The organism is Lactiplantibacillus paraxiangfangensis (genome assembly GCF_036246185.1).
GTDB lineage: Bacteria > Bacillota > Bacilli > Lactobacillales > Lactobacillaceae > Lactiplantibacillus > Lactiplantibacillus paraxiangfangensis.
Map to the genome: position 1 here is coordinate 85049 of NZ_BTPW01000007.1, position 22996 is coordinate 108044.

General features: G+C 45.7%; 27 protein-coding genes. 22 read left to right on the forward strand and 5 right to left on the reverse strand.

The features are described 5' to 3' along the window. Nucleotides 1-52: 52 nt before the first annotated feature. The 7 genes from AAA939_RS05060 to rplQ all read left to right on the forward strand — a co-directional run bounded on the left by AAA939_RS05060 (nt 53) and on the right by rplQ (nt 3497). A complete protein-coding gene (locus AAA939_RS05060) occupies nt 53-703 on the forward strand; it encodes an adenylate kinase (protein ID WP_338208023.1) in 651 nt (216 codons plus the stop codon). Between the two features lie 177 nt (nt 704-880). Continuing rightward, nucleotides 881-1099 carry a translation initiation factor IF-1 gene (infA, locus tag AAA939_RS05065; protein ID WP_003638082.1) on the forward strand — a complete coding sequence of 73 codons (219 nt, stop codon included), beginning with the start codon at nt 881-883 and terminating at the stop codon, nt 1097-1099. A 35-nt stretch (nt 1100-1134) separates the two neighbouring features. Further along, nucleotides 1135-1254, forward strand: coding sequence for a 50S ribosomal protein L36 (rpmJ, locus tag AAA939_RS05070; protein WP_083491579.1), 120 nt, complete (start codon nt 1135-1137; stop codon nt 1252-1254). Between the two features lie 27 nt (nt 1255-1281). Then, nucleotides 1282-1647 (forward strand): 30S ribosomal protein S13, encoded by a 366-nt coding sequence (rpsM, locus tag AAA939_RS05075; protein WP_003641265.1) that lies wholly within the window; start codon nt 1282-1284, stop codon nt 1645-1647. A 24-nt stretch (nt 1648-1671) separates the two neighbouring features. After that, nucleotides 1672-2061 (forward strand): 30S ribosomal protein S11, encoded by a 390-nt coding sequence (gene rpsK / locus AAA939_RS05080; RefSeq protein WP_057706082.1) that lies wholly within the window; start codon nt 1672-1674, stop codon nt 2059-2061. A gap of 86 nt (nt 2062-2147) precedes the next feature. Then, a complete protein-coding gene (locus AAA939_RS05085; protein ID WP_057706081.1) occupies nt 2148-3092 on the forward strand; it encodes a DNA-directed RNA polymerase subunit alpha in 945 nt (314 codons plus the stop codon). A gap of 21 nt (nt 3093-3113) precedes the next feature. Then, nucleotides 3114-3497 carry a 50S ribosomal protein L17 gene (gene rplQ, locus AAA939_RS05090; protein WP_057706080.1) on the forward strand — a complete coding sequence of 128 codons (384 nt, stop codon included), beginning with the start codon at nt 3114-3116 and terminating at the stop codon, nt 3495-3497. Between the two features lie 818 nt (nt 3498-4315). Here rplQ and AAA939_RS05095 read toward each other — a convergent pair. The 4 genes from AAA939_RS05095 to AAA939_RS05110 all read right to left on the reverse strand — a co-directional run bounded on the left by AAA939_RS05095 (nt 4316) and on the right by AAA939_RS05110 (nt 8388). After that, on the reverse strand, nt 4316-5308 hold the full coding sequence (locus tag AAA939_RS05095) for a polyprenyl synthetase family protein (RefSeq protein ID WP_338207981.1): 993 nt from the start codon (nt 5306-5308) through the stop codon (nt 4316-4318). Between the two features lie 6 nt (nt 5309-5314). Further along, the gene (locus AAA939_RS05100; RefSeq protein ID WP_338207982.1) at nt 5315-5884 is read right to left on the reverse strand and encodes a Gx transporter family protein; all 570 of its coding nucleotides are present in this window, start codon (nt 5882-5884) and stop codon (nt 5315-5317) included. Nucleotides 5885-5890: 6 nt separating this feature from the next. Beyond that, complete coding sequence (locus AAA939_RS05105; RefSeq protein WP_338207983.1) at nt 5891-6382, reverse strand: NusG domain II-containing protein; 492 nt, start codon at nt 6380-6382, stop codon at nt 5891-5893. Nucleotides 6383-6477: 95 nt separating this feature from the next. Then, nucleotides 6478-8388, reverse strand: coding sequence for an FAD-dependent oxidoreductase (locus AAA939_RS05110; RefSeq protein ID WP_338207984.1), 1911 nt, complete (start codon nt 8386-8388; stop codon nt 6478-6480). A gap of 282 nt (nt 8389-8670) precedes the next feature. On the opposite strand from AAA939_RS05110, the gene pplA reads away from it, so the two are divergent. The 14 genes from pplA (at nt 8671) to AAA939_RS05180 (ending at nt 20537) form a co-directional block, all read left to right on the forward strand. After that, on the forward strand, nt 8671-9597 hold the full coding sequence (gene pplA, locus AAA939_RS05115; RefSeq protein WP_338207985.1) for an extracellular electron transfer flavoprotein PplA: 927 nt from the start codon (nt 8671-8673) through the stop codon (nt 9595-9597). Between the two features lie 215 nt (nt 9598-9812). After that, entirely contained in the window at nt 9813-10925 is a 1113-nt protein-coding gene (locus AAA939_RS05120; protein ID WP_338207986.1) for an FAD:protein FMN transferase, read from the forward strand. Nucleotides 10926-10975: 50 nt separating this feature from the next. Continuing rightward, nucleotides 10976-11818, forward strand: coding sequence for an energy-coupling factor ABC transporter ATP-binding protein (locus AAA939_RS05125; RefSeq protein ID WP_338208024.1), 843 nt, complete (start codon nt 10976-10978; stop codon nt 11816-11818). Next, the gene (locus tag AAA939_RS05130; protein ID WP_338207987.1) at nt 11794-12681 is read left to right on the forward strand and encodes an energy-coupling factor ABC transporter ATP-binding protein; all 888 of its coding nucleotides are present in this window, start codon (nt 11794-11796) and stop codon (nt 12679-12681) included. The genes AAA939_RS05125 and AAA939_RS05130 overlap by 25 nt, the downstream gene beginning before the upstream one ends. Beyond that, nucleotides 12671-13471, forward strand: coding sequence for an energy-coupling factor transporter transmembrane component T family protein (locus tag AAA939_RS05135; protein ID WP_338207988.1), 801 nt, complete (start codon nt 12671-12673; stop codon nt 13469-13471). The genes AAA939_RS05130 and AAA939_RS05135 overlap by 11 nt, the downstream gene beginning before the upstream one ends. Before the next feature lie 57 nt (nt 13472-13528). After that, nucleotides 13529-14320: a tRNA pseudouridine(38-40) synthase TruA gene (truA, locus tag AAA939_RS05140; protein ID WP_338207989.1), complete on the forward strand. Its 792-nt coding sequence runs from the start codon at nt 13529-13531 to the stop codon at nt 14318-14320. 231 nt (nt 14321-14551) lie between these two features. Continuing rightward, nucleotides 14552-14995 carry a 50S ribosomal protein L13 gene (gene rplM / locus AAA939_RS05145; protein ID WP_057706069.1) on the forward strand — a complete coding sequence of 148 codons (444 nt, stop codon included), beginning with the start codon at nt 14552-14554 and terminating at the stop codon, nt 14993-14995. Nucleotides 14996-15008: 13 nt separating this feature from the next. Further along, nucleotides 15009-15401 (forward strand): 30S ribosomal protein S9, encoded by a 393-nt coding sequence (gene rpsI / locus AAA939_RS05150; protein WP_057706068.1) that lies wholly within the window; start codon nt 15009-15011, stop codon nt 15399-15401. A gap of 167 nt (nt 15402-15568) precedes the next feature. After that, on the forward strand, nt 15569-16285 hold the full coding sequence (locus AAA939_RS05155) for an SDR family NAD(P)-dependent oxidoreductase (protein WP_338207990.1): 717 nt from the start codon (nt 15569-15571) through the stop codon (nt 16283-16285). A gap of 208 nt (nt 16286-16493) precedes the next feature. Continuing rightward, nucleotides 16494-17279 (forward strand): CAP domain-containing protein, encoded by a 786-nt coding sequence (locus AAA939_RS05160; protein WP_338207991.1) that lies wholly within the window; start codon nt 16494-16496, stop codon nt 17277-17279. Between the two features lie 143 nt (nt 17280-17422). Next, complete coding sequence (locus AAA939_RS05165) at nt 17423-17815, forward strand: hypothetical protein (RefSeq protein WP_338207992.1); 393 nt, start codon at nt 17423-17425, stop codon at nt 17813-17815. 177 nt (nt 17816-17992) lie between these two features. After that, nucleotides 17993-18730 carry a metal ABC transporter ATP-binding protein gene (locus AAA939_RS05170; RefSeq protein WP_338207993.1) on the forward strand — a complete coding sequence of 246 codons (738 nt, stop codon included), beginning with the start codon at nt 17993-17995 and terminating at the stop codon, nt 18728-18730. Then, the gene (locus tag AAA939_RS05175; RefSeq protein WP_338207994.1) at nt 18730-19605 is read left to right on the forward strand and encodes a metal ABC transporter permease; all 876 of its coding nucleotides are present in this window, start codon (nt 18730-18732) and stop codon (nt 19603-19605) included. The genes AAA939_RS05170 and AAA939_RS05175 overlap by 1 nt, the downstream gene beginning before the upstream one ends. Next, nucleotides 19602-20537, forward strand: a complete 936-nt coding sequence (locus AAA939_RS05180; RefSeq protein WP_338207995.1) for a metal ABC transporter substrate-binding protein — start codon at nt 19602-19604, stop codon at nt 20535-20537. The genes AAA939_RS05175 and AAA939_RS05180 overlap by 4 nt, the downstream gene beginning before the upstream one ends. Before the next feature lie 416 nt (nt 20538-20953). Here the strand turns inward: AAA939_RS05180 and AAA939_RS05185 are convergent, their stop codons facing one another. Next, nucleotides 20954-21823, reverse strand: coding sequence for a DegV family protein (locus AAA939_RS05185; RefSeq protein ID WP_338207996.1), 870 nt, complete (start codon nt 21821-21823; stop codon nt 20954-20956). Between the two features lie 293 nt (nt 21824-22116). Between AAA939_RS05185 and AAA939_RS05190 the strand changes: the two genes are divergently transcribed. Then, nucleotides 22117-22959, forward strand: a complete 843-nt coding sequence (locus AAA939_RS05190; RefSeq protein WP_338207997.1) for a triphosphoribosyl-dephospho-CoA synthase — start codon at nt 22117-22119, stop codon at nt 22957-22959. Nucleotides 22960-22996 lie beyond the last annotated feature (37 nt).

The window sequence follows — 22996 nt, forward strand, 5'->3', positions numbered from 1 at the left end:
TTGGGGAAACTCAGCACATTTGTACTTTTAGGAGGAAAAAAGCATGGGAACAATGAACCTGATTTTAATGGGTCTACCAGGTGCCGGTAAGGGTACTCAAGCTCAGAAGATCCTCGAAGATTTTGATATTCCGCATATTTCAACGGGGGATATCTTCCGAGCTGCCATTAAGAACGAAACCAAGATGGGCCTTGAAGCCAAAAAGTATATCGATGCTGGTAACTTGGTTCCAGACGAAGTCACAAATGGCATCGTCCGTGACCGGTTAGCTGAAGCGGATACGAAAAATGGTTTCTTGCTTGACGGTTATCCTCGTAATATTGATCAAGCACATGCCTTGAAGCAAATCGGTGAAGAACTCAACAAACCTTTGGACGGCGTGATTAATATTCACGTTGCACCAGAAGTTTTAGTTGAACGGCTTTCCGGTCGTTTCATTTGTCGGACTTGTGGCACAACTTACCACAAGATCTACAACAAGCCTAAAGTTGAAGGTACTTGCGACGTGTGTGGCGGTCATGATTTCTATCAACGTGAAGATGACAAGCCTGCAACCGTTAAAAATCGTTTGGATGTCAACGTTAAGTTGAACACACCATTAATCGATTTTTACGGAAAAGAAAACTTATTACACAATGTTGACGGTGACCGCGACATTGATGATGTTTACAAGGATATTAAAACCATTCTTGATAACCTTTAATAACTGGGTTCCTAAAGGGCGACGTTTGCTTTTCAAATGCCGTTGTGATAAACTTATTCAGGTTTAGCCGTTGACTGATTTAATACTTTTTTAATATTATGATTAGCAATGACTGGTTCGAAAAGCGAACCAAATACGTGGCAGCACGAAACCATATAATAAGGGAGGGACACATACTTGGCAAAGGAAGACGTCATCGAAATTCAAGGGACTATTAAAGAAACGTTGCCTAACGCAATGTTTAAAGTTGAACTTGAAAACGGCGCTGAAATCTTGGCACACGTTTCGGGTAAAATTCGGATGCATTACATTCGGATCTTACCTGGCGACAAGGTTACGGTCGAAATGTCACCTTATGATTTAACTAAGGGCCGGATTACCTACCGTTTCAAGTAGGACCGACACTTCGTACCTTATAGGAGGTAAAATTCATGAAAGTAAGACCATCTGTAAAGCCAATGTGCGAACACTGTAAAGTTATTCGCCGTAAAGGCCGCGTAATGGTTATTTGCTCTGCTAACCCAAAGCATAAGCAACGCCAAGGTAAATAATTCAAATAATTCGGAGGTGAAATATTAATGGCTCGTATTGAAGGGATTGACTTACCACGTGACAAGCGTATTGTCATTGGTTTGACTTATATCTACGGTATCGGTAACACTTCTGCACAGAAGATCCTTGCTGAAGCCGGTGTTTCAGAAGACGTTCGTGTACGTGACTTAACTCCTGATCAAGAAGATAAGATCCGTGCCGTCGTTGACGGTTACAAAACTGAAGGTGACTTACGTCGTGAAGTCAGCTTAAACATCAAGTTATTGCAAGAAATCGGTTCATACCGTGGGATGCGCCATCGTCGTGGTTTACCAGTTCGTGGTCAACACACGAAGAACAACGCCCGTACTCGTAAGGGTAAAAAGGTTAGCATCGCTGGACGTAAAAAATAATTATAAGGGAGGTTTTCGAATTTTATGGCAACTAGAAAGACAACCCGTCGTCGTCGGGTAAAGAAGAACATTGAATCCGGTGTGGCTCACATCCATTCAACGTTTAATAACACACTTGTTATGATCACTGATATGCAAGGGAACGCTATTGCATGGTCATCAGCTGGTTCATTAGGTTTCAAGGGCTCACGTAAGTCAACACCTTTTGCTGCTCAAATGGCCGCAGAAGCTGCTGCTAAGGCCTCAATGGAACATGGCATGAAGATTGTTGAAGTCGCTGTTAAGGGACCTGGTTCAGGTCGTGAAGCTGCTATCCGTGCTTTACAAGCTACTGGTTTGGAAGTTAGTGCAATTCGCGATGTTACCCCAGTTCCTCATAATGGTTCTCGTCCTCCAAAGCGTCGTCGTGTTTAATCTGTGACGTTCATTTTGAGGGCAAACTTCATTTTGTGCGCACAACTACTAAGCACCACGCGTTTTGAAAGGGGTAAAAGATAAGAATGATTGAATTTGAAAAACCTAACATTCATAAAATTGATGAAAACGACAACTATGGTAAGTTTGTTGTAGAACCACTTGAACGTGGTTATGGTACAACTTTAGGGAATTCACTTCGTCGGATTCTTCTTTCTTCTTTACCTGGCGCTGCTGTTACTAGTATTCAAATTGACGGTGTTCTCCACGAATTTTCAACGGTGGAAGGCGTAACCGAAGACGTTACGGCCATCATCTTGAATGTGAAGAAGATCGCGCTTAAGTTAAGTTCAGACGAAACCAAGACGTTGGAAATCGACGTTAAGGGTCCAGCGAACGTTACTGCCGGTGATATCATTGGTGATGCGGACGTTGAAGTCTTGAACCCTGATTTGGCAATTTGTACTGTAGCGGATGGTGCACACTTCCATATGCGTATGACCGCTAATACTGGTCGTGGTTATGTTTCCGCTGAGGATAACAAACATCGTGAAGATGATATGCCAATTGGCGTTTTAGCTGTTGATTCATTGTATTCTCCAATCGAACGTGTCAACTACCAAGTTGAAAACACGCGGGTTGGTCAACGTGATGATTTCGATAAGTTAACCTTAGACGTTTGGACAAATGGTTCAATCACTCCAAGTGAAGCCATTAGTCTATCAGCCAAAATCCTGACTGATCACCTTTCAATCTTCGTAAATCTCACTGATGAAGCTAAAAACACTGACGTGATGGTTGAGAAGGAAGAAACGCATAAGGAAAAAATGTTAGAAATGACGATCGAAGAATTAGACCTTTCCGTTCGTTCATACAATTGCTTGAAACGTGCTGGTATCAACACGGTCCAAGAATTAACTAACAAAACTGAAGCTGATATGATGAAGGTTCGCAACCTTGGACGCAAGTCACTCGAAGAAGTTAAAGCAAAATTAGCTGATCTCGGGTTATCATTACGCAAAGAAGACTAATACAAGGGAGGATATCCGTTCATGAGTTACCGTAAATTACAACGTACAAGTTCACAACGTCGTGCCTTACTTCGTGATTTAACGACTTCATTAATCGTTAATGGTAAGATCGAAACTACCGAAGCACGTGCTAAGGAAGTTCGTTCAACTACCGACAAGATGATCACTTTGGCAAAGAAGGGTGATTTAAGCGCCCGTCGTCAAGCTGCTACGTTTATGCGTGACGTCGTTGCCGATGTTAAAGAAGATGGCGACAACGTGGCTGTACAAACCGCTTTGCAAAAGTTATTTAGTGACTTAGGTCCTCAATACACTGACCGCAATGGTGGGTACACACGAATTTACAAGACTATGCCTCGTCGTGGAGACGGTGCACAAATGGTAGTCTTGGAACTTGTTGACTAGTTAATGTTTTACGGATCACTGGGATTGATGATTGACGGACGCTATGATGATGGTTACTCTTTGAGTTTCCAAGTCTAGTTCGGAAGTTATTTATGGTTAACATAGATGGCGTATCGCAATCTTAAGTGATTTTTTTTGGCGCTAGCCAACCTAAACCGTTAGTCCAACTCTATGTTGGGTTAACGGTTTTTTTGTATAAAAATAGATATTATATTCGGCTGGAATGATTGGCAATTCCATCGTCATGGGAACCGGTTAGTGCCTGAAAAGCGGTCACTAACCTCATCATTGGGACTTGCATAAGAAGCACGCAAGTCCCAATGATGTTCCGTACAGTTAAATTGCAAGCCCACCAATTTAACCGTACTGCCACGACGATTCCATTGCCAATCATTCCCGCCTAAAACGTGGCCTAACAATATATAACAATTTAAATATGACGGGGAGTTAGTCAACATTTTAAAGGTTGAAAATTAAATTTAGGAATTGAATACTGTTGCATCAGTATTTAGGTTAATACATATTAGTGACTTGTCAGCTAGTTCGGTTATCTAGTAGTAATCAGAATAGTAAGTCTGAGCGCAGTTGGGTAGCCCTGGTGTGCTGTGTCGGCAAGATTGGCAGGTGTTTTATCTGCCAATCTTGCGGGGCGATTCAAAGACGTGGGTTATCGGCTTTGAATTGAGGGAGCAGACCGCACTTTGGCTGGGACCATCCCCCATAGCACACCAGGGCTACCCGACGGAGCGGATAATTTTGTTGTGTCATAAAAAAGCTGACCCAAAATAGCGGTCAGCTCAGATAGTGAAATGATTCGGCTAGTTATGCCGAGTTAATAATTGCGTGGTTAATTGAATCAGGTTTTCCTTTGCAGGCTTGTTAGGAAGCTTGTTCAAAAGGTGCAAGGCGTCCTGAGTATACTTTTCAGCGAGCTCTTGGGCTTTGGCTACGCCGCCAGCATCAATGACCAGCTGCTGTAGTTCACGGCGCTGTGCGTCTGTAATGGCGCCCTGAAGCCGCATCAATGGCAGGATATCGTTCCGCGCGTCCGTCTGTAAGGCGAAAATCAGTGGGGACGTGTAAACCCCTTCAGCGACGTCTTCTAAGATTGGTTTACCGATCTCTTGACTGTCTTCTTGGTAATCGAGAATGTCATCTAAAATTTGGAAAGCCATTCCAATCGCCATGCCAGTTTTACGGGCCCGCTGTGCGAAGAGGGTACTTTGACCGGATTCGAAGGCACCTAAGAAACAACTGAGTGCAAAGAGTTCAGCCGTCTTACCTTGAATTTGTTCCTTATATTGATCCATGGTGATGTCGATGTGGTAGTGGCGATCTTTTTGCTGAACTTCACCAACCAAAATCTTTTCCATGTTTTCGGAATTGACCTGAATACTTTTGAAACTGCTTGAGTACTTAGCCAGAATTTTGAAAACGACGACAAATAGGTAGTCACCAGCGTAGACTGCGACGTCCTTACCAAAACGCTGCTGAATCGTAGCTCGGTGCCGGCGTAGCTCGGAGTCGTCTAAGATATCGTCGTGGATCAAAGTTGCCGTGTGCAGCGTCTCTAAGGAGGCTGCGAGGGCGATCATCCGGTCGCGGTCCGTATCCTTAAACGATGAGAATAGTAAGCAGTACGCGGGCCGTAATAATTTACCGCCACTGTGAATCATATCAATAATTGCGTCGGAAATGGCGCTATCTTTAATGTTAATGTTATCGGTCATAAGCTGCATGACCTTGGTTAATTCCGGCTGCATGGCCGGGTAATCACGCCAAATTGGGTGTAATTGCGTTGCCGATTGCATAAAATGTTACTCCTTTGTTTTACTTGGGTGCCTTGTCCGCTTAAACCGCAAGTAGCTTAGAATTGTCACGTGTGTAAATAGGTAGTTCGCGGCAATCCCTAAGGCAATGCCGGCCGCGAGTCCGATGATTGACATGGCCGGGAGGTATAACATGACCGTCCACGTCTGGGCAATCAGACTCGCCACTAATAGTTGCCCAACGTTGTGCATCACGCCCCCAGTTGCAGAAATTCCAATGATACTGACCCGTTTTGGCCCTAGTAACTTAACTAGGAGCATTGAAAACAGGCTCAGGAACGCCCCTCCAAAGCTGTACAGGAACGTTGACATTGTCCCACCCAGTAATGCGGTCAGAATCAACCGTAACCAGGTTAGCGTAATCACGTCGCGAAAGGACAATGTGAAGATGGCAACGATTGTGATTAGATTAGCTAACCCCAATTTGGCTCCCGGTGCGAAGGCGAACGGGAAGGGAATCATCCGCTCTAAAATCCCAATGATCACCCCTTGAGCAACTAGGAGGGCAATGTAAATATTTCGATGGGTCTTATTTGATTGTCCAAATGAATTATTCAATAGTTTTTACTCCGTAACTAGCCCATTACCGCCGGACTTAACGTGCCCGGACCCTGACTTGACTTCAACCAGGACTTTATGTGGTAAACAGACGATCGTTTGTCCTGGTTTATGAATCCAGCCGCGTCGAACGCAGACTTGATCACTGCAATTGGCCTTGGTGATGGCGACGCGTTTAGGCTCAAACGTGATGGTATTGTAGTGGCCGTCCTTAGCGCGATAGGTGTAGTGCTTCGTTTTGGTCAAGGTCGTCAAATTGACCCGCTTTAAAACGGTCCCGTTATGGGAAACGACCGCGGTATAATCCGTCCGACTTTTCTTGGACTGCCGTTTGGCAATTTGCTCAGCACGTTGGGCTTGTTGTTTTTGCTGATATGAAAAAACTACTATTGGGGTAAACGATAAAATAATTAAGGCAACAATAATAACAATGTCAAAAGGTCGGATCATGCCGCCGTAACGCCTTAGCACTCGTGCGGTCGCCCGTAATTTCTTCATCGCCAGCCCTCCTTTTTTCGTTGCATAAAAAATGGTTCAAGGGGAAAAAGCAACCCTTGAACCATCGGGAAACTATTCAATTAATTATAACGCATCTAGCGGGTTTTGACAGCATCGTAATGTGAACGAACGTTGCCGTACCACCAGTGCCCAAGATGTTTTTGCATCCACGGAACAACCCAGTAGTCCAAACCAAATGTCCGGCCGGAACCGTTCATTAAGGCAAGGGCGACGAAGACCATCCAAATGTTGACCCAGTAGAACATCCCTGACAAGCAGAAGACAACGACTAAACCAATTGTGATGGCGTTAGCTAACCAGCTAAAGAGGCCGAAGAAAATGCAAAGTGCAATAACGATTTCAACACAGGTCATGAATTTCTGGAAGAAAAGTGCCATACCCATGTTTGGTACGAAGACCTTTGTAACGGATTCGAACCAGTGTGGCATCTTGTCAAAGACCATCAATGGTTCCTTACCGTACATGTAAGATAAACTGAAGACACCCTTGGCAGCTTTAGCAGTCGATGATGCAGCTTCGGAAGCGCCACTAGTTGCAGCGGCCTTAGTTGCTTGACTGGCACCACTAGTAGCGGCAGCTTGTAACCAGCTAAATGGTAAGCGGAGTTTATCAGTGAACCATGATTCAGAACCCTGAACCTTCGTCCAGCAATCCCACAGCCACATTGCGCCATAGAAGAACCGAAGTGGCACACTCCACAAAACGTTACCAGCACGTGAAATCCAGCCACGTCCGAGGTTCCGACCATTGCGGGTCCGGAAGAATTCGTTCATGAAGTACTGGAAGAGGTAATAGCCGGAGAAAATCTGGCAGTAGTACAACCAGTTGATGGCGTGTTTCAAAAGAACGGCGATGAAACCAGAAACGTTCCAGTTGTCCATCACTTGTGCAACGGCGTACTTGGAACCAATTGAATCAACGGAAGCTTGATAAGCACCCTTGAATGGCTTGATTTCTTTGCTAGTACCGTCGACGTTTTTGATAATCCCTTCAACCGCTTTGGCAGCCGTTTCTTCGGCACCTTGGACGATTTGTGGGACGGGACGTGGTTGGTCAGGTTCTTGATAACTCGTTGAGTCCCCAGCCAAGAAGACGTTCTTGGTGTCCTTAGCTTGCATGAATTCGTTAGCAAGCAAACGGCCACCGCGAGGGTTCGTTTCAATACCAAAGTTCTTGACAACACTGTTGGCCCGCACACCGGCGGTCCAGATTAACGTATAGGTAGGAATTGGATCCTTGCCCTTTAAGTTAACGTGATCAGCAGCAACTTCGGTAATCATGGAGTTGGTCATAATATCAACGCCATGTTTAGTCATGTATGCTTCAGCTTTACCGGCTTGCGTCCGGTTGAGCATGTTGATAATGGTAGGTGCCGCTTCAACTAATTGAAGGGTGATTTCGCTAGGGTCTAGCTTGTTTTCTTTAGCTAAAACGCCGCGGTATTCAATCAATTCACCAATTAGTTCGGAACCGGTGAAACCAGAACCACAGACCGTAAATGTCAGCATTGCTTTACGCTTAGCTGGATCTAATTCGGCAGCACCGCGACGGATAATCGCCGCCAAGTGTGCCCGTAAGGCCATCGCTTGTTCAAATGACCATAATTCGAATCCGTGTTCTTTAACACCAGGGGTGCCAAAGTCATTGGATTCCCCACCTAAACTAATGAGCAATTGATCGTATTGATAACTGCCGTTCTTAGTGGTAACAACCTGTTTCTCTTTATCGACACCCGTTACTGTATCAGTAACAAGGCGAACATTCTTCCGTCGTGCGAACAGCCGTTGCAAATCGTATTGGATATGCCCAGGCTCCACCCGTTCAGTGGCTACTTCATGTAGTTCGGTCATGTACGTGAAGTATGAATGTCGATCAATCAACGTAATCTCAACGTCTGCATTTTTTTTGAAATGCTTAGACAGTTTTTTGGTTGCGTAGACGCCGGCAAACCCCGCACCGACAACGACAATGTTTTTCTTTGCCATTGCGTAACAACTCCCTTGAATAATAATAGAAAATAATAATTCCACTAATAATTATAACGATAATGTAAGCGGTTGTCTATGGGTTGACGGTAAGAATGCATAATAAATCACATTGTTTAAGTGCGCCAAGAAATGGTTAAATTGAAAATCAGTAAAACGCTGCCATTACCGCTACGGTTGCGTTAAAATACGATTATATTTATAAAATAGGATTGACTAATTGATTTTTAAACGTTAAGATTAATGTGAATTTTCATACAAAAAGGTTAGGAGTGGGATATTATGAAGTTTAAATCAGTTTCTGCAGTTGCATCAGTTGTCGCAATTTCAGCTTTAGTCTTAGCAGGTTGTGGGAGTAGTTCATCAAGTTCTAGTTCATCATCATCGTCTAAGAAGAGTGCTTCTTCAAGCTCTGCCAAGACAACTAAGGTTGCTAAGTTAACCGCTGGCGGTAAAATGAAAGCGGGTACTTACAAACTCGAAGAACAAAACTATTCTTATGGCTACCGTACTACGATGAGCATCACCGTCAACAGTAAGGGCAAAATCACTAAGTCCAGTTATGATCAAGTGAATAAGAAGGGTAAGTCCAAAGTTGACGATACTTCGTACAACAAACAAATGAAGAAGGGTTCAGGTACGAACCCTAAGGCTTACATTCCTAAGTTGAACAAGTCATTGACTGGCGCAGCCGCAACCGGTAACGTTGGCTCAATCGATGTTGTTACGGGTGCAACGGAATCTTCCAAGACTTTCCAAAACTACACGCAACAATTAGTTCAAGCCGCACAAGCTGGTGATACTGCTACCATCAAGATCAACAACGGTAAGAAGATGAAAGACGGAACTTATAACTTAGCTGAAAAGAACTACTCACACGGTTATAAAGTAACGTTTGGCATCACCGTTAAGAATGGTAAGATCACTAAGTCAGACTACAACCAAGTTAACAAGAATGGTAAGTCCAAGACTAATGATGCTGCATACAACAAGCAAATGAAGAAGATTGCTAAGACTGATCCAAAGACTTACCAACCAGCTTTGAACAAGTCATTAGTTAAGAGCAGTGACCCAACTAAGGTTGACGTTGTTACTGGTGCTACTGAATCATCAAACACCTTCGTTTTGTATGCTGAACAACTACAAAACGCCGCTCAAAATGGGAACACTAAGAAGATTACTGTCGATAACTTGATCTTCGCTGAATAACAATTAAGTACGTTTTAGTAAGGAGCCTGAGGCGAAAGCTGAGGGCTTTTTTTGTTAAAAGCTGTCTTTGACCAGTTGTTAGGTCAAATCGTGGCATCAACAATCATGTATTAGTTTACACAATGTTTCTGAAAGGGTTTTAAATTCAACACCACCGGTTCATAAAAATTTTGGTATAATTACGATTGAAATTATATATAGGGGAAGTTAACGACATGAAGCTGAGAAAATTAGTTCAGTTAGGTTTAATAGTGGCCATGGTAATTCCTTTGACCGCTTGTGGTGCAAATTCGAACAAAAGTGCGGCTAGCAGTAGTCGACCGAAACCCACTAAGGTGGTTCAGACACCATCCGAAGATACCCAGTTTATGATGGGGACCGTGGTGACCTTGCGGGTTTATAACAAGGGTAAGTCCAAAGTAATTGATGGGGCCTTTAGTTTATTGAAAAAAGAGGCCCGGGCAGTCACGGTCAACCAAAAGGGCTCTGAAATCGATAAGATCAACGCTGCTGCTGGGAAGAATCCGGTCAAGGTTAGCAAGAATCTCTATCCGATGCTCAAAGCAGCCTACTACTATAGTAAGAACTCCGATGAATCATTCGACATGGCCATTGGACCCATCACGCAATTGTGGCACATTGGTTTCTCCGATGCTAAGGTCCCAACGCAAAAGGAAATCGATACTAACGTTAAGCTAGTCGACTACAAGAAGGTCAAGCTAAACGACCAAAAGCGGACCGTGTACTTGGAACAAAAAGGGATGCAACTTGACTTAGGCGGAATCGCCAAGGGTTACATGGCTGACCAAGTGAAGACGTATTTCTTGAATCACGGCGTTTCAACCGCCATTATTGACTTGGGTGGGAACATCTACGTTCTCGGTGACAGTCCTAAGGGGACGAAGACCGGGAACTGGACCGTCGGCATTCAAGATCCTAAGGCTTCACGGGGGACCGCAATTGGGTCAGTCCCTGTTAAGAACATGTCCGTGGTGACGTCTGGAATCTATGAACGTTACTTAAAGAAACACGGTAAGGTTTACAGTCATTTGATGGATCCTAAGACCGGGGCCCCATACCAGAATAATTTGATGGGTGTTTCGATTATTTCGAAGAAGTCCACGGATGGTGACGGGTTATCGACGGCCACCTTTGATAAGGGACTTAAAGATGGGATGAAGTATATCAATGGCAAAGCCGATAAAGGTATCGGTGCCATCTTTATTACGAAGGATAAAAAAGTCTACGTTTCAAATAACTTAAAGAAGAAGTTCTCGTTGTTTGGTGATAACGGGTATAAATACGGATCTGCTAGTGATTTGAAATAGTTAGGTATGTTATGATAAGAACCAGCAATTTATGGAAATGAGGGACCATGGTGAGGCCGATTATTGACGTTGAACATTTAAATTACCGCTACCCACAACAGGCCAAAGATCAGCTAACGTTACGCGACGTTTCATTTTCAGTCGATGCTGGTGAATGGGTCGCCATTGTCGGCCACAACGGTTCCGGAAAGTCGACGTTAGCTAAAAACCTTAACGGGCTGCTAGCGCCAGCTTCAGGAAGAATTACGGTGGATGGTGACGTCCTGTCAGAAAAGACCGTTTGGGAGATTCGCAAAAAAATAGGCATGGTTTTCCAAAATCCAGATAACCAGTTCGTTGGTGCAACCGTGGCTGATGACGTGGCGTTTGGTTTGGAAAATCAAGGCGTTGCGCGCGATGAGATGCTTCGCCGCGTTCCAGCCGCGCTCAAACTGGTCAACATGCAGGATTTTGCCACCCGTGAGCCCGCCCGCTTGTCAGGTGGACAAAAGCAACGGGTCGCGTTAGCAGGGATGATTGCGGCTCGTCCTCAGATTTTGATTTTAGACGAAGCGACTTCAATGTTGGATCCCCGCGGACGCGAAGAAGTGTTGGCGACGATTCGGCAGATGAAGGCCACGTCGGACTTAACGGTATTATCGATTACCCATGATATTGACGAAGCTGCGAGTGCCAACCGTATCCTAGTCGTTAATGATGGTGAAGTAAAAGAAGAGGGGACTCCGGCGGAAATCTTTCGTCATGGGGAAGCCCTCATTAAGATGGGCCTGGACATGCCGTACGCTGAACGCTTAAAAGCAGCGTTGAAGCGACGCCATGTTCAGGTGCCAGCAACTTATTTAACGGAGAAAGGGATGGCTGACTGGTTATGGCAATTACGTTCAAACAAGTAGATTTTACCTACCAACCGGGCACTCCCTTTGAGACGAAGGCGTTAACTGACATCAATGTCACGATTCCGGACGGGTCGTACACGGCGCTAATTGGGCACACCGGGAGTGGCAAGTCCACCCTGTTGCAGCACTTAAACGCGCTGTTAAAACCAACTAGCGGGACCGTCACGATTGGGGAACGGGTCATTACACCGTCAACCAACAATAAGGACTTAAAAAAGCTGCGCCAACACGTCGGCATTGTGTTTCAATTTCCAGAAAGTCAGTTGTTTGAGGAAACGGTTGAAAAAGACATCGCGTTTGGTCCGCAAAACTTCGGCGTCAGTGAAGCTGACGCGTTGAAGACGGCGGCCGAGATGTTGGACTTGGTCGGCTTGAATCAGGACTTACTTAAACGGTCGCCATTTGACCTCTCCGGGGGCCAAATGCGGCGGGTCGCAATTGCCGGGGTACTTGCGATGAAGCCCCAGGTGCTGGTTCTCGATGAACCGACTGCCGGGCTTGATCCGCAGGGCCGCTTAGACATGATGGAAATGTTTGCGCGGTTACGGCATGAACAGGACTTAACGGTCGTTCTTGTCACCCACCAAATGGACGACGTTGCGAACTATGCCGACAATGTCATCGTGATGGACGGGGGCCGAATCGTTAAGACGGGCACCCCACGCGAGATTTTTAAAGAACCGCAGTGGCTAGTTGAACACCAACTTGGATTACCAAAGACAACGGCGTTTGCCCAACAGTTAATCGCGCGCGGTTGGCAGTTTGACCGCATGCCGTTAACGGAAGATGAATTGGCTGAAGACTTAATTGCCCAGCTACCGACAACGGCGTTTGGGGGTGCAACGACCCATGATGAATAAGTTGATTTTTGGGCGCTACATTCCGGGTGATTCAGTGATTCATCACATGGATCCCCGCGCCAAACTATTACTGAGTTTTTACTTTATTGGGATTATCTTTATTGCCAATAACTGGATGACGTACTTGCTATTATTTGCGTTTACTTTTTTGGCGATTACCATGTCAGGCGTGAAGTGGTCGTTTTTCATCAACGGGGTTAAACCGCTGATTTGGCTGATTCTGTTTACGGTAGTCCTGCAAGTGCTCTTTAGCGCGAGCGGGGGACCGGTTTACTGGCACTGGGGTATTATCACCATTAGTCAGTTAGGGCTGATTAACGGGGCCTACATCTTTTGTCGGTTCGTGCTAATCATCTTTATGTCGACACTGTTGACGCTAACAACGCCACCATTGGAACTTTCCGACGCCATTGAATACATCTTAATGCCACTAAAAGCCGTTCATTTTCCGGTCTACGAAGTGGCGCTGATGTTATCGATTGCACTGCGGTTTGTCCCGACATTGATGGATGAAACGGAAAAGATCATGAATGCGCAGCGTGCGCGGGGCGTTGATTTTGGGGAAGGGAACATCTTCCAACAAATGCGTGCTGTGGTCCCGTTGCTCATCCCACTGTTCGTCAGTTCGTTTAATCGTGCTGAGGACTTGGCAACTGCCATGGAAGCGCGGGGCTATCAGGGCGGTGAAGGCCGTAGTAAGTTCCGTATTCTGAAGTGGCACGCCCGTGATTCGTGGGCGACCGTGATTTTTGCCGTTTTGACGGTGGCACTGATTTTTCTAAGAGCATAAGGTTAAAGTTGGTACGGCCAGTTCGGCGCACCAACTTTTTGAATCATGGAGGACAATTTGACAACCAGATATAAAGTAGTTTTGGCCTATGATGGGACTAACTTTGCGGGCTTTCAGCGTCAACCTAATCAGCGGACCGTGGAGCAAGTCTTTAGTAAGGCCGTAAATAAAATGGCTAAGGATCCCGTTGAACCAATCATCGTTTACGGTGCTGGTCGGACCGACGCCGGAGTACACGCCTTTGGCCAGACGATTCACTTTGATTTACCGTATGAGATTCGTGCGGAGGGTGTTCGGCGCGGATTAAATAGTCTGTTACCAATGGATACTTTGATTAAATCCGTGGAGATCGTCCCGGGTGATTTTCACGCCCGCTATGATACGGTTGGCAAGCGGTACTGGTACCGGGCGTATCAAAATGAGTTTGTTGATCCGTTCAAACGGCACTACACTGGACACTTTAAGTTCCAAGCGGACATTGCGCGGATTCAGCAGGCGATTCCTGACCTGGTTGGCAAACATGACTTCTCGACCTTCGTGGCGTCGGGCTCACAAGCGCATGACCACGTTCGTGAAATCTATTCCGCTAAGGCGTGGGCGTTGCCGGATGAAAGTGAAATTCAATTTGAATTTTGTGGCAGCGGCTTTTTATATAACCAGGTGCGCATCATGGTGGCCTTACTGATGGAAATCGGTCAGGGCCGGCGCGCCGTTGATTGTATTCCAGGGTTACTCGCTGCAAAGGACCGTGAACAAGCTCGCGGGACAGCGCCGGCTTCCGGGTTATACATGAAGCGGGTCTATTACGACCAAACCGAGTTAGAACGGGATCTTGAACAAGAAAAGTAAAAATTAAGCCGTCATTGGGAGACAAGTAGTCTTGAAAGTGGTAGACTAATAGCCTTGTATCTGGCGTGTCATTAGTAGCGCTAGGTCTTTAAAAACCGAATTTGTCAACTAATAAAGGATTGACTTCTGAGGCTAAGTTAGGTAAACTGATTGTTGGTATTGTTTGCCCCACGATAAGCCCCGGAAATCTTATTGAGTGTCAAACAAACACAGAAAATGGAGGAACACAACGTGCGTACAACATATATGGCTAAACCAGGTGAAATTGATCGTAAATGGTATGTAGTTGATGCTACAGATGTCCCAATGGGTCGTCTTTCAACTGTCGTTGCATCAATTTTACGTGGTAAGAACAAGCCTGTATTTACACCTAATGTAGATACTGGTGACAACGTGATTATTATTAATGCAAGCAAGGTCGCTTTGACTGGGAAGAAAGCAGAAACGAAGATTTATTATCATCATACTGCTTATGCTGGTGGTTTAAAGGAACGGACTGCCGGTGACTTCTTGGCTAAGGAACCTACTAAATTAATTGAAACTTCAGTTAAGGGTATGCTTCCTCACAACTCTTTGGGTCATAAAATGGGCTTGAAGTTGCATGTTTATGCTGGTGCAGAACATACGCAACAAGCACAAAAACCTGAAGTTTTGGACATTACTAACTTAATCTAAGGAGGAAACTACATTGGCTCAAGTACAATATCGCGGCACAGGCCGTCGTAAAGATTCAGTTGCCCGCGTACGTTTAGTACCAGGTACTGGTAAAATTGTTATGAATGACAAGTCAGTTGATGACTACATTCCATTTGCAGATATTCGTAAGGAATTGTTACAACCATTCGAAGTTACTGAAACGTCAGATCAATATGATGTTTTAGTAAACGTTAATGGTGGTGGCTTCCATGGTCAAGCCGGCGCAACCCGTCATGGGATTGCTCGTGCTTTGCTCGAAGTTGATCCTGATTTCCGTACTCCTTTGAAGCGCGCGGGTCTCTTAACTCGTGATGCTCGTATGAAGGAACGTAAGAAGCCAGGTTTGAAGAAAGCCCGTAAAGCTTCACAATTCTCAAAGCGTTAATATTTTTAGAAAAAGCGTTGCATTATCAACATTTTCTGAATCCAAAAAAGAGTGTTCGTCCTTTGGGCGGATGCTTTTTTTGTTGGCAATTAGTCAGACAGATGCGTAACTAACAGACTGTTACCTGGCTTGTTAGGCAATCAAATCGATCCATTGGAGGTTTTTAAATGAAAATATTTATTACTGGTTCTTCCACCGGACTCGGGGCGTTAACGGCTAAGCGCTTGTTAGCGCAAGGTCATGAAGTGGTTTTACACGCACGTAATGCGCAGCGAGCGCAGGCGGCATTGGAATTTAATCCGCAAGCATCGCACGTGGTGATTGGTGACTTGGCAGATGTTGATGCGGTCAAAATGATGGCTAAGCAAGTCAATCAACTAGGTCCTTTTGACGTGATTATTCATAATGCGGGGGTTTATACCAATGATTATGCGCAGACCTTAGCAGTTAATTTAGTTGCGCCGTACCTGTTAACGAATCTGATTACTTTGCCCAAAAGGTTGATTTATGTGTCCTCAGGGATGCACATTGGTGCGACGATTGACTTGCTGACACTAAAAAAGCTGACCTATTCTGCTTCCAAGCTGGCAATTTTAATGTTAGCCAAGGCAGTTGCCCAGAAGCATCCGGAGGTTATCGTTAACTCGGTTGATCCTGGTTGGGTCCCAACGCGAATGGGTGGGGCGGGTGCTGATGATAGTTTAGCGGATGGTTACCAGAGCCAAGTTTGGTTAGCAAGTGGTCAAGATCAGGCCGCGTTGACGTCGGGTCATTATTATTATCACCGTCAATTAGCAAAATATGATGAGCGGGTTGATGATCCTAACCAACGGAAGCAACTGATTGAGACGTTAGCGCATCAGACGGGCGTCAAGTTACAGTGAGTTTGAAGAAAAACTGCTGAAACCGAAAAAATAAATAAAATTATATTCTTATTGATAATCCTCTTATCGTTTGATAAGATTAGCCTCGTTAAGTGGTTTGGATAGATGGGCTTCAGGGGACTGATTTAACGGCACATTTTTGCAAACGCTTTAACGATTACTTAGCTGACGACCGCCTAAGTCGCCAACTTCAATTGGAGGAATCAATATGAAAGCAAGTAAGCTAATTGTGTCGACGATTACGGTTTTGAGTATTGCAACCATGGGCGCGGCGACGTTACCAACTGGTTCGACCACTGCTTTAGCGAAAACTAAGGCTGCTAAGGTCGTTAAAACGACTAAGTATAAGTCGAAGCACAAGGTCCATGTTCGGGGCGGATGGATGTATTCTAGTGCTAAGTTAACCCATAAGAATTACCATATGACGAAGTACTTGTATACTAAGTTTTACGCGACCAAAAAGGTTCAAGTACGCAAGTCTAACGGTAAGACGGTCACCTTAAAATACATCAAGTCCAAAAATGGCAAGGTCAAGGGTTACGTGGCTTCGAGCTACGTTTGGAACCAGTGGGGCTACGGTAAGTACAGTGTCAAAGCTTATCGGAAGAGCGCACTGGCCGCGGTTAACAAGGATCGGCGTGCTAACGGCCTCAAACCGCTGAAAGAAACGGCTAAGTTGGACAAGGTTGCACAAAAGAATAGTGACCAGATGCTTAAAAAAGGGAAAAAGTTCAAATTAAACGTTAAGGGTGTCACGCACGCTGGTTGGGTGACCGACGCTTACGTTGCGCCTAAGAACAATCCCATCGTTCACTATGAAAATGGCGAACAATGGGGCCATGGCATGATCGACGCCTTTATGGGGCGGACCAATCTAAATATCAATTATGGGGCGAAGCCGTACTTACTCAGCAAGAACCACACACAGATTGGTTTTGGTGGCACGCAGCACGGTGAAGCAATCTATGAAGTGTTGTTGCTCTCACATAAATAATCAAATAAAGTTTCGTTAACAACGGGTAACGTCCCCCAGAATAGTCAAATTTCTGTGGGACGTTTTTTAGTCCAGCCGGGTTAACGGTGACTGGTGTAGAATAAGGAAGGATACTGATGTTATCAGTGAGTGGAGGGATCAATGTGAAAAGATGGTTAACGGATTATTTATTAGGGTTGCCGGGATACATACTCAGTTTGTACTTAGTGAGCCCGCTACACGCAACCGCTTGGTGGGTCCTCGTTTTGTACCTATCGGTGAGTTACTGGGTGGCGTACCCAGTTTTACTACGGATGCAACCCACGTTAGGTCTGGTTCGGAGTATGAGTACTTATGAACCGCCGTATGTCAAACAGTTGACGGACCCGGATAAACGTGCGCCCCGTGAACCGGTAACGGCGCCGAGTTCCTTAGGTGAAGTTTCCCATGAGGTCGACGGTTTTGGTTGGCTCTCCGTAGGGTTAAAGCGGTGGGGGCTATCAATCTTAGCGTTACCATGGATTGGCGTGCTAGCTTTGATGCGCGCTAAAAAGTGATTGGATTAAGTAAGATCGTGCCGGCTGGGTACGGTCTTTTTTGATAAGTAAAAAATTCATATAAAAATATTATAAAGTTAACGTCGCCTAACAATTATTTGCATAAAAGGTAATAATCCGTTATGATGAGTCAAGATACAAGATTACCGACAACCGCGATGAACGGAGGAAACTTTTATGCTAAAAGTACAAAACCTCACCGTGGCATACAGTGACACACCAGTCTTCGCTGATGTAGCCGTTAACTTTAACGCCGGCAAGATTACTGGAATCATTGGCCCCAACGGTGCGGGAAAATCAACACTGATCAAAGCCATGCTTGGCTTGATCAAGTCACAAACTGGAACGGTCAGCTTTAATGGTCATGCGTTGAAACAATTTCAAAAACAAATTGCTTACGTGGAGCAGCGAAAAGATTTAGATCTGACCTTTCCAATTAGCGTTTTTGACGTCGTTTTGACTGGGACCTACGGCAAGCTCGGCCTGTTTCGCCAACCGAGCAAAGCTGACCGCCAGCGGTGCTTGGAAGCGCTGGAACAAGTTGACTTGGTGGAATTTGCTAACCGTCAAATTGGCCAGCTTTCGGGCGGCCAGTTGCAACGGGTCTTCGTGGCCCGGGCCATTTTACAAGATGCCCAACTCATTATTTTGGATGAACCCTTTGTTGGAATTGATTTACAAAGTGAAACGGCCATCATGGCGATTTTGCACCAGTGGCGTGATGAAGGTAAAACCATTATTGTGGTCCATCACGATTTGAATAAAGTCTCACACTACTTTGACGACTTAGTGATTTTAAATCACGGAATCGTTGATTACGGGCCGGTGGACGACGTCTATACGCCCGCCAATATTGAACGAACGTTTAGTGCCGATCTCTCGGCAGTGTTATTTGCTAAGGGAGGTGCGCAATAATGCAATCAGTAATGACTTTTATTAGTGCTTTAGGGAAGTACGATTTCTTGCAGAGTGCCCTCATTACCGCCATCATGGTTGGCGTGATGTCCGGTATGATTGGAAGCTTTATTATCTTACGCGGGATGTCGATGATGGGGGATGCCATCTCACACGCCGTCTTACCGGGTGTCGCCGTCGCCTACATGTTAGGCATCAACGTGATGATTGGGGCGTCAGTCTTCGGCATCTTAGCTGCGGGGCTGATTGGATTAGTAGCTAGCAAAAGTAAAATCAAGACCGATACGTCGATTGGGATCGTGTTTAGTGCCTTTTACGCGTTAGGCTTTATCCTGATTTCACTGGCGGAAAGCTCGACTAACCTGCACCATATCTTGTTCGGTAATATTTTAGCCGTCAGCGATACCGATATGATGACGACAACGGTCGTATTAGGGTTAGTGATCCTGTTCGTTGTTTTCTTCTACAAAGAACTGTTGATTACGTCGTTTGACCCGACCTTCGCCCAGACGTACGGCTTTCGGGTTCAAATTCTGCACTACGCATTAATGTTAGTGCTAACGCTAGTCACCGTTTCAGCCTTACAAACGGTTGGGATTATTCTCGTGGTGGCAATGCTAATTACGCCAGCCGCGACCGCCTTTCTTTGGACGGACCGCTTGGGCGTCATGTTAGGACTGGCCGCGACAATCGGGGCGGTGGCGTCAATTGTTGGCTTGTACTTCAGTTATACCTTTAACTGGGCGTCGGGTCCGGCAATCGTTTTAGTGGCCGCCGTACTATTTGGGATTTCCTTTGTGATTTCACCCAAACAAGCCTTGTTACCAACGCTATTTAAGGGAAAGGCGCAGTTCCGGCGCCGGGTAACCGCATGAAAAAGAATTTAATCGCACTCGTGAGCGTGGTCGCAATGATTACCGGGATGGCCGTCTTCTTGAACCAGCGTCAAAACGTTGAAGCTGAGACGACGACTAGTGAAAAGCTCCGGGTCGTCAGCACGAACTCTATTATTGATGATATGGTCCAAAACGTCGGCGGCAAATACGTCGCAAACTACAGTATTGTTCAGCAGGGGACTGACCCGCATGAATACGAACCCCGGCCGACTGACATTGCGGCGACCGCTGAAGCCGACGTGGTCTTCTATAATGGGCTTAATTTAGAAACGGGGGGCAACGGCTGGTTTAAAAAGTTAGTTCAGTCCTCAAAAAAAGAATTTAATCGGGATGTCTTTGCCGTCAGCAAGGGCGTTAAGGTCAAATATTTAACGACCAACGTCAATGAACCCGATCCGCACGCGTGGTTGGATTTAGCCAACGGGATCAAATACGTGGAAAACATCAATCAGACTTTGCAGGCGAAGGACCCGCAACACGCGGCGGCGTACCAAAAGAATACGGACCGTTACGTGGCGCAGTTAACGAAATTGCATACGCAGGCCCAGAGTAAATTTAGTCAGATTCCAGCCGAACAGCGTCTGCTAGTGACTTCTGAGGGGGCCTTCAAGTACTTTTCCGCGGCTTATGATATTCCAGCAGCTTATATCTGGGAATTGAACACGGAGGCACAGGGGACGCCAGCACAGATGCGGGCAGTTTTGAAGAAGGTCAACCAGTCAAAGGTTAAAAGTTTGTTCGTTGAATCCTCGGTTTCACCAAAGTCGATGAATAAGGTGGCTCAGGAGACGGGCTTACCGGTTGCCAGCACGATCTTTACCGATTCGTTAGCGAATGAGGGTAAACCCGGTGACACTTACTACACCATGATGAAATGGAACCTTGATAAAATTTATGATGGCTTGAAATAAATATAAATGACTATAGAGTGGGACAAAAGGCGGTCAGTTTGTGAGCATTAACGTAAAATCAGCGATTATTCCTGGGTTTGGAATGGTCGCTGATTTTGGGTTAAGCGGAACAAATTGCCTTTTGTCACACGTTTCGACCATAGTAGTAAGGAGAGCCATTCAGAAATAGTTGATATTTCTGGATGGCTTTTTGAGTTTTGTCTCAGACTCTAGTCGTTTTAAAATCAGTCATTAAATAAAAAAAACGATCATCCTCAAGAGGATGATCGCGTGGTCGACTTCACAGACCTTCTGAACGCTTGCGCGCCGATCCGGAGCTGTCGACCGTGGTTTGGCACCGTCAAACATTATCACACGAATGACTAGTTGGCGTCAACCCTAATCTTTTTTTAGTGGTTGTTTGCATTCGGATGATGTTATTCGCGTTTGGTCTTGCCAAATGAAAAGACGGCAACGCACCCTAAGCCGGTGTGGCTAGAAATGGTGGGGCCAATATTAGACAATAAGATTTCGGCGTGCGGTAACTTTGCCAGAATCTTTTCACGGATGGCCTGGGCCGCGTCGTCCGCATCACTAGTTGCAATAATGATCCGCGGATTGTCCTGATTACGGAGATTCGTGATGGTGTTAGTTACCAGCGTGGTGAGTGATCGCCGCCGTGAACGAACTTTTTGGACGGGGCGTAAATGCCCAAGTGGGTCAACGTCCATCACGGGTTTAATCTGCAAGAGTGATCCAACCGTGGCGGATGTACGCGAGACGCGTCCACCATGGTAAAGATATTTCAAATCATCGACGGTGAACCATTGCTGATAATACAACCGGTTTTCAGTCAACCAATTAGCCAGTTGGTCAATTGGCATCCCCGCATCACGTTTGTCGACCGCGTCCAGTAGCATTAAGCCTTCTCCACAGCAAGCGGCTAACGAATCCACAAGGTAAATTTCGGCTTCGGGAAAGTCCTGCATGAGCATTTCTTTGGCTTGCCGAGCATTGTTAAAGGTGCCACTTAACCCGGATGAAAAGCCGAGGTATAAAATCGGCGTGTGGGCTTGCACGTATGGCTTGAAGAATTCAATAAATTGACCAATGTTGATTTGCGCGGTCGTCGGCATCACACCCTTGCCGATTTGGTGATAAAAATTAGCCAAATCAAAATGGTGGCCTAAATCGTCGGAAGATTCCTGGTTATCAATGGTGACGTTCATAGAAACGAAGTTAACGTTATTGTCTTTGAGCAGTTGATAAGGCAAATCCACGGTTGAGTCTGTTAATAGCTGATACATAATATTCTCCCTTAGTTGTACTTATGACTACATTCTACGCTTATTTGGGTGCGCGTGGGCGATTCAATTAATTTTAGCGTGTGGCGGCACTTAGTCTCAGTGGTGTAAGCTATCAAAAGTAAAACTAAGAAGCTGAGTAAGCAACCGGTATTTTATAAGGATAGCCTTCAAGGCATGGTGCAACTGTCAATTTCGTTATAAAATCGTTAGTATGATAAAGAGACGGTTACTGGTTTTGACGTTGGGTCACAGCGGGAATATCGATGAGTAATGAGTCAGATGGAGGAAATGTGTTGGAAACTACGGTTATTGTCAATCACGCGCTACGAGCGCTACTATACGAGGTGACGGTTAATCCGAAGCCGGGGCTAGTGGACCCCTTATCAGCCGGCCCACATCCGGATATGAACGCCTTCATGTTTATTGATAGTGCGCTAAGTTTGGAACCTTATTTTAAAGCCTGTGCATCGGCGGGTGCGACGTATACGGCTGACGATTTAACGGGATTGTTTCAAAAAATCCGGTCAATCGGAGTTGAGGCGGAGCGGACCATGTTTGCGGCGACCAACGGCGTTAACACGCATAAGGGCGCCGTATTTTCACTGGGAATTTTGGTGACGGCTGCGGCCTATCACGTCCAGCAACCGGCGCAAACGCTGACGACCATTGTGCAAGCAATGCTTAAAGGACTGACCGCCAATGATTTTAATGGTTTGGATACTAAGGATCCGGCAACGTTAACGGCCGGAGAACGCGAATACCTGACGTACGGAATTAAGGGGATTCGCGGGGAAGCCGAGGCGGGCTATCCAACCGTGATGACGGTGGCGTTACCAGCGTTGCAGCGGAGTCATGGGACGATTAATCAACGCTTGCTGGATACCTTGATGGCGATCGTTCAAGCGACCGTCGACACGAATTTAGTTAAGCGGGCCCGTGATCCGCACGTGGTCGATTGGGTCCACGAACAGGCGCAACGCTACTTTGAGCTGGGGGGGAGTCGTACGGAAGCGGGGATGGCGTTCTTAGGGGAGCTGAATCAAATCTTTGTGACCCGGAACTACAGTCTGGGTGGCTCAGCTGATTTATTGATTTTAACTATTTTTCTAGGATTAGAAACGCAACTAATAGCTTGATTTGGCGTTAATGAATAATAAAATTAAAAATGAGTCT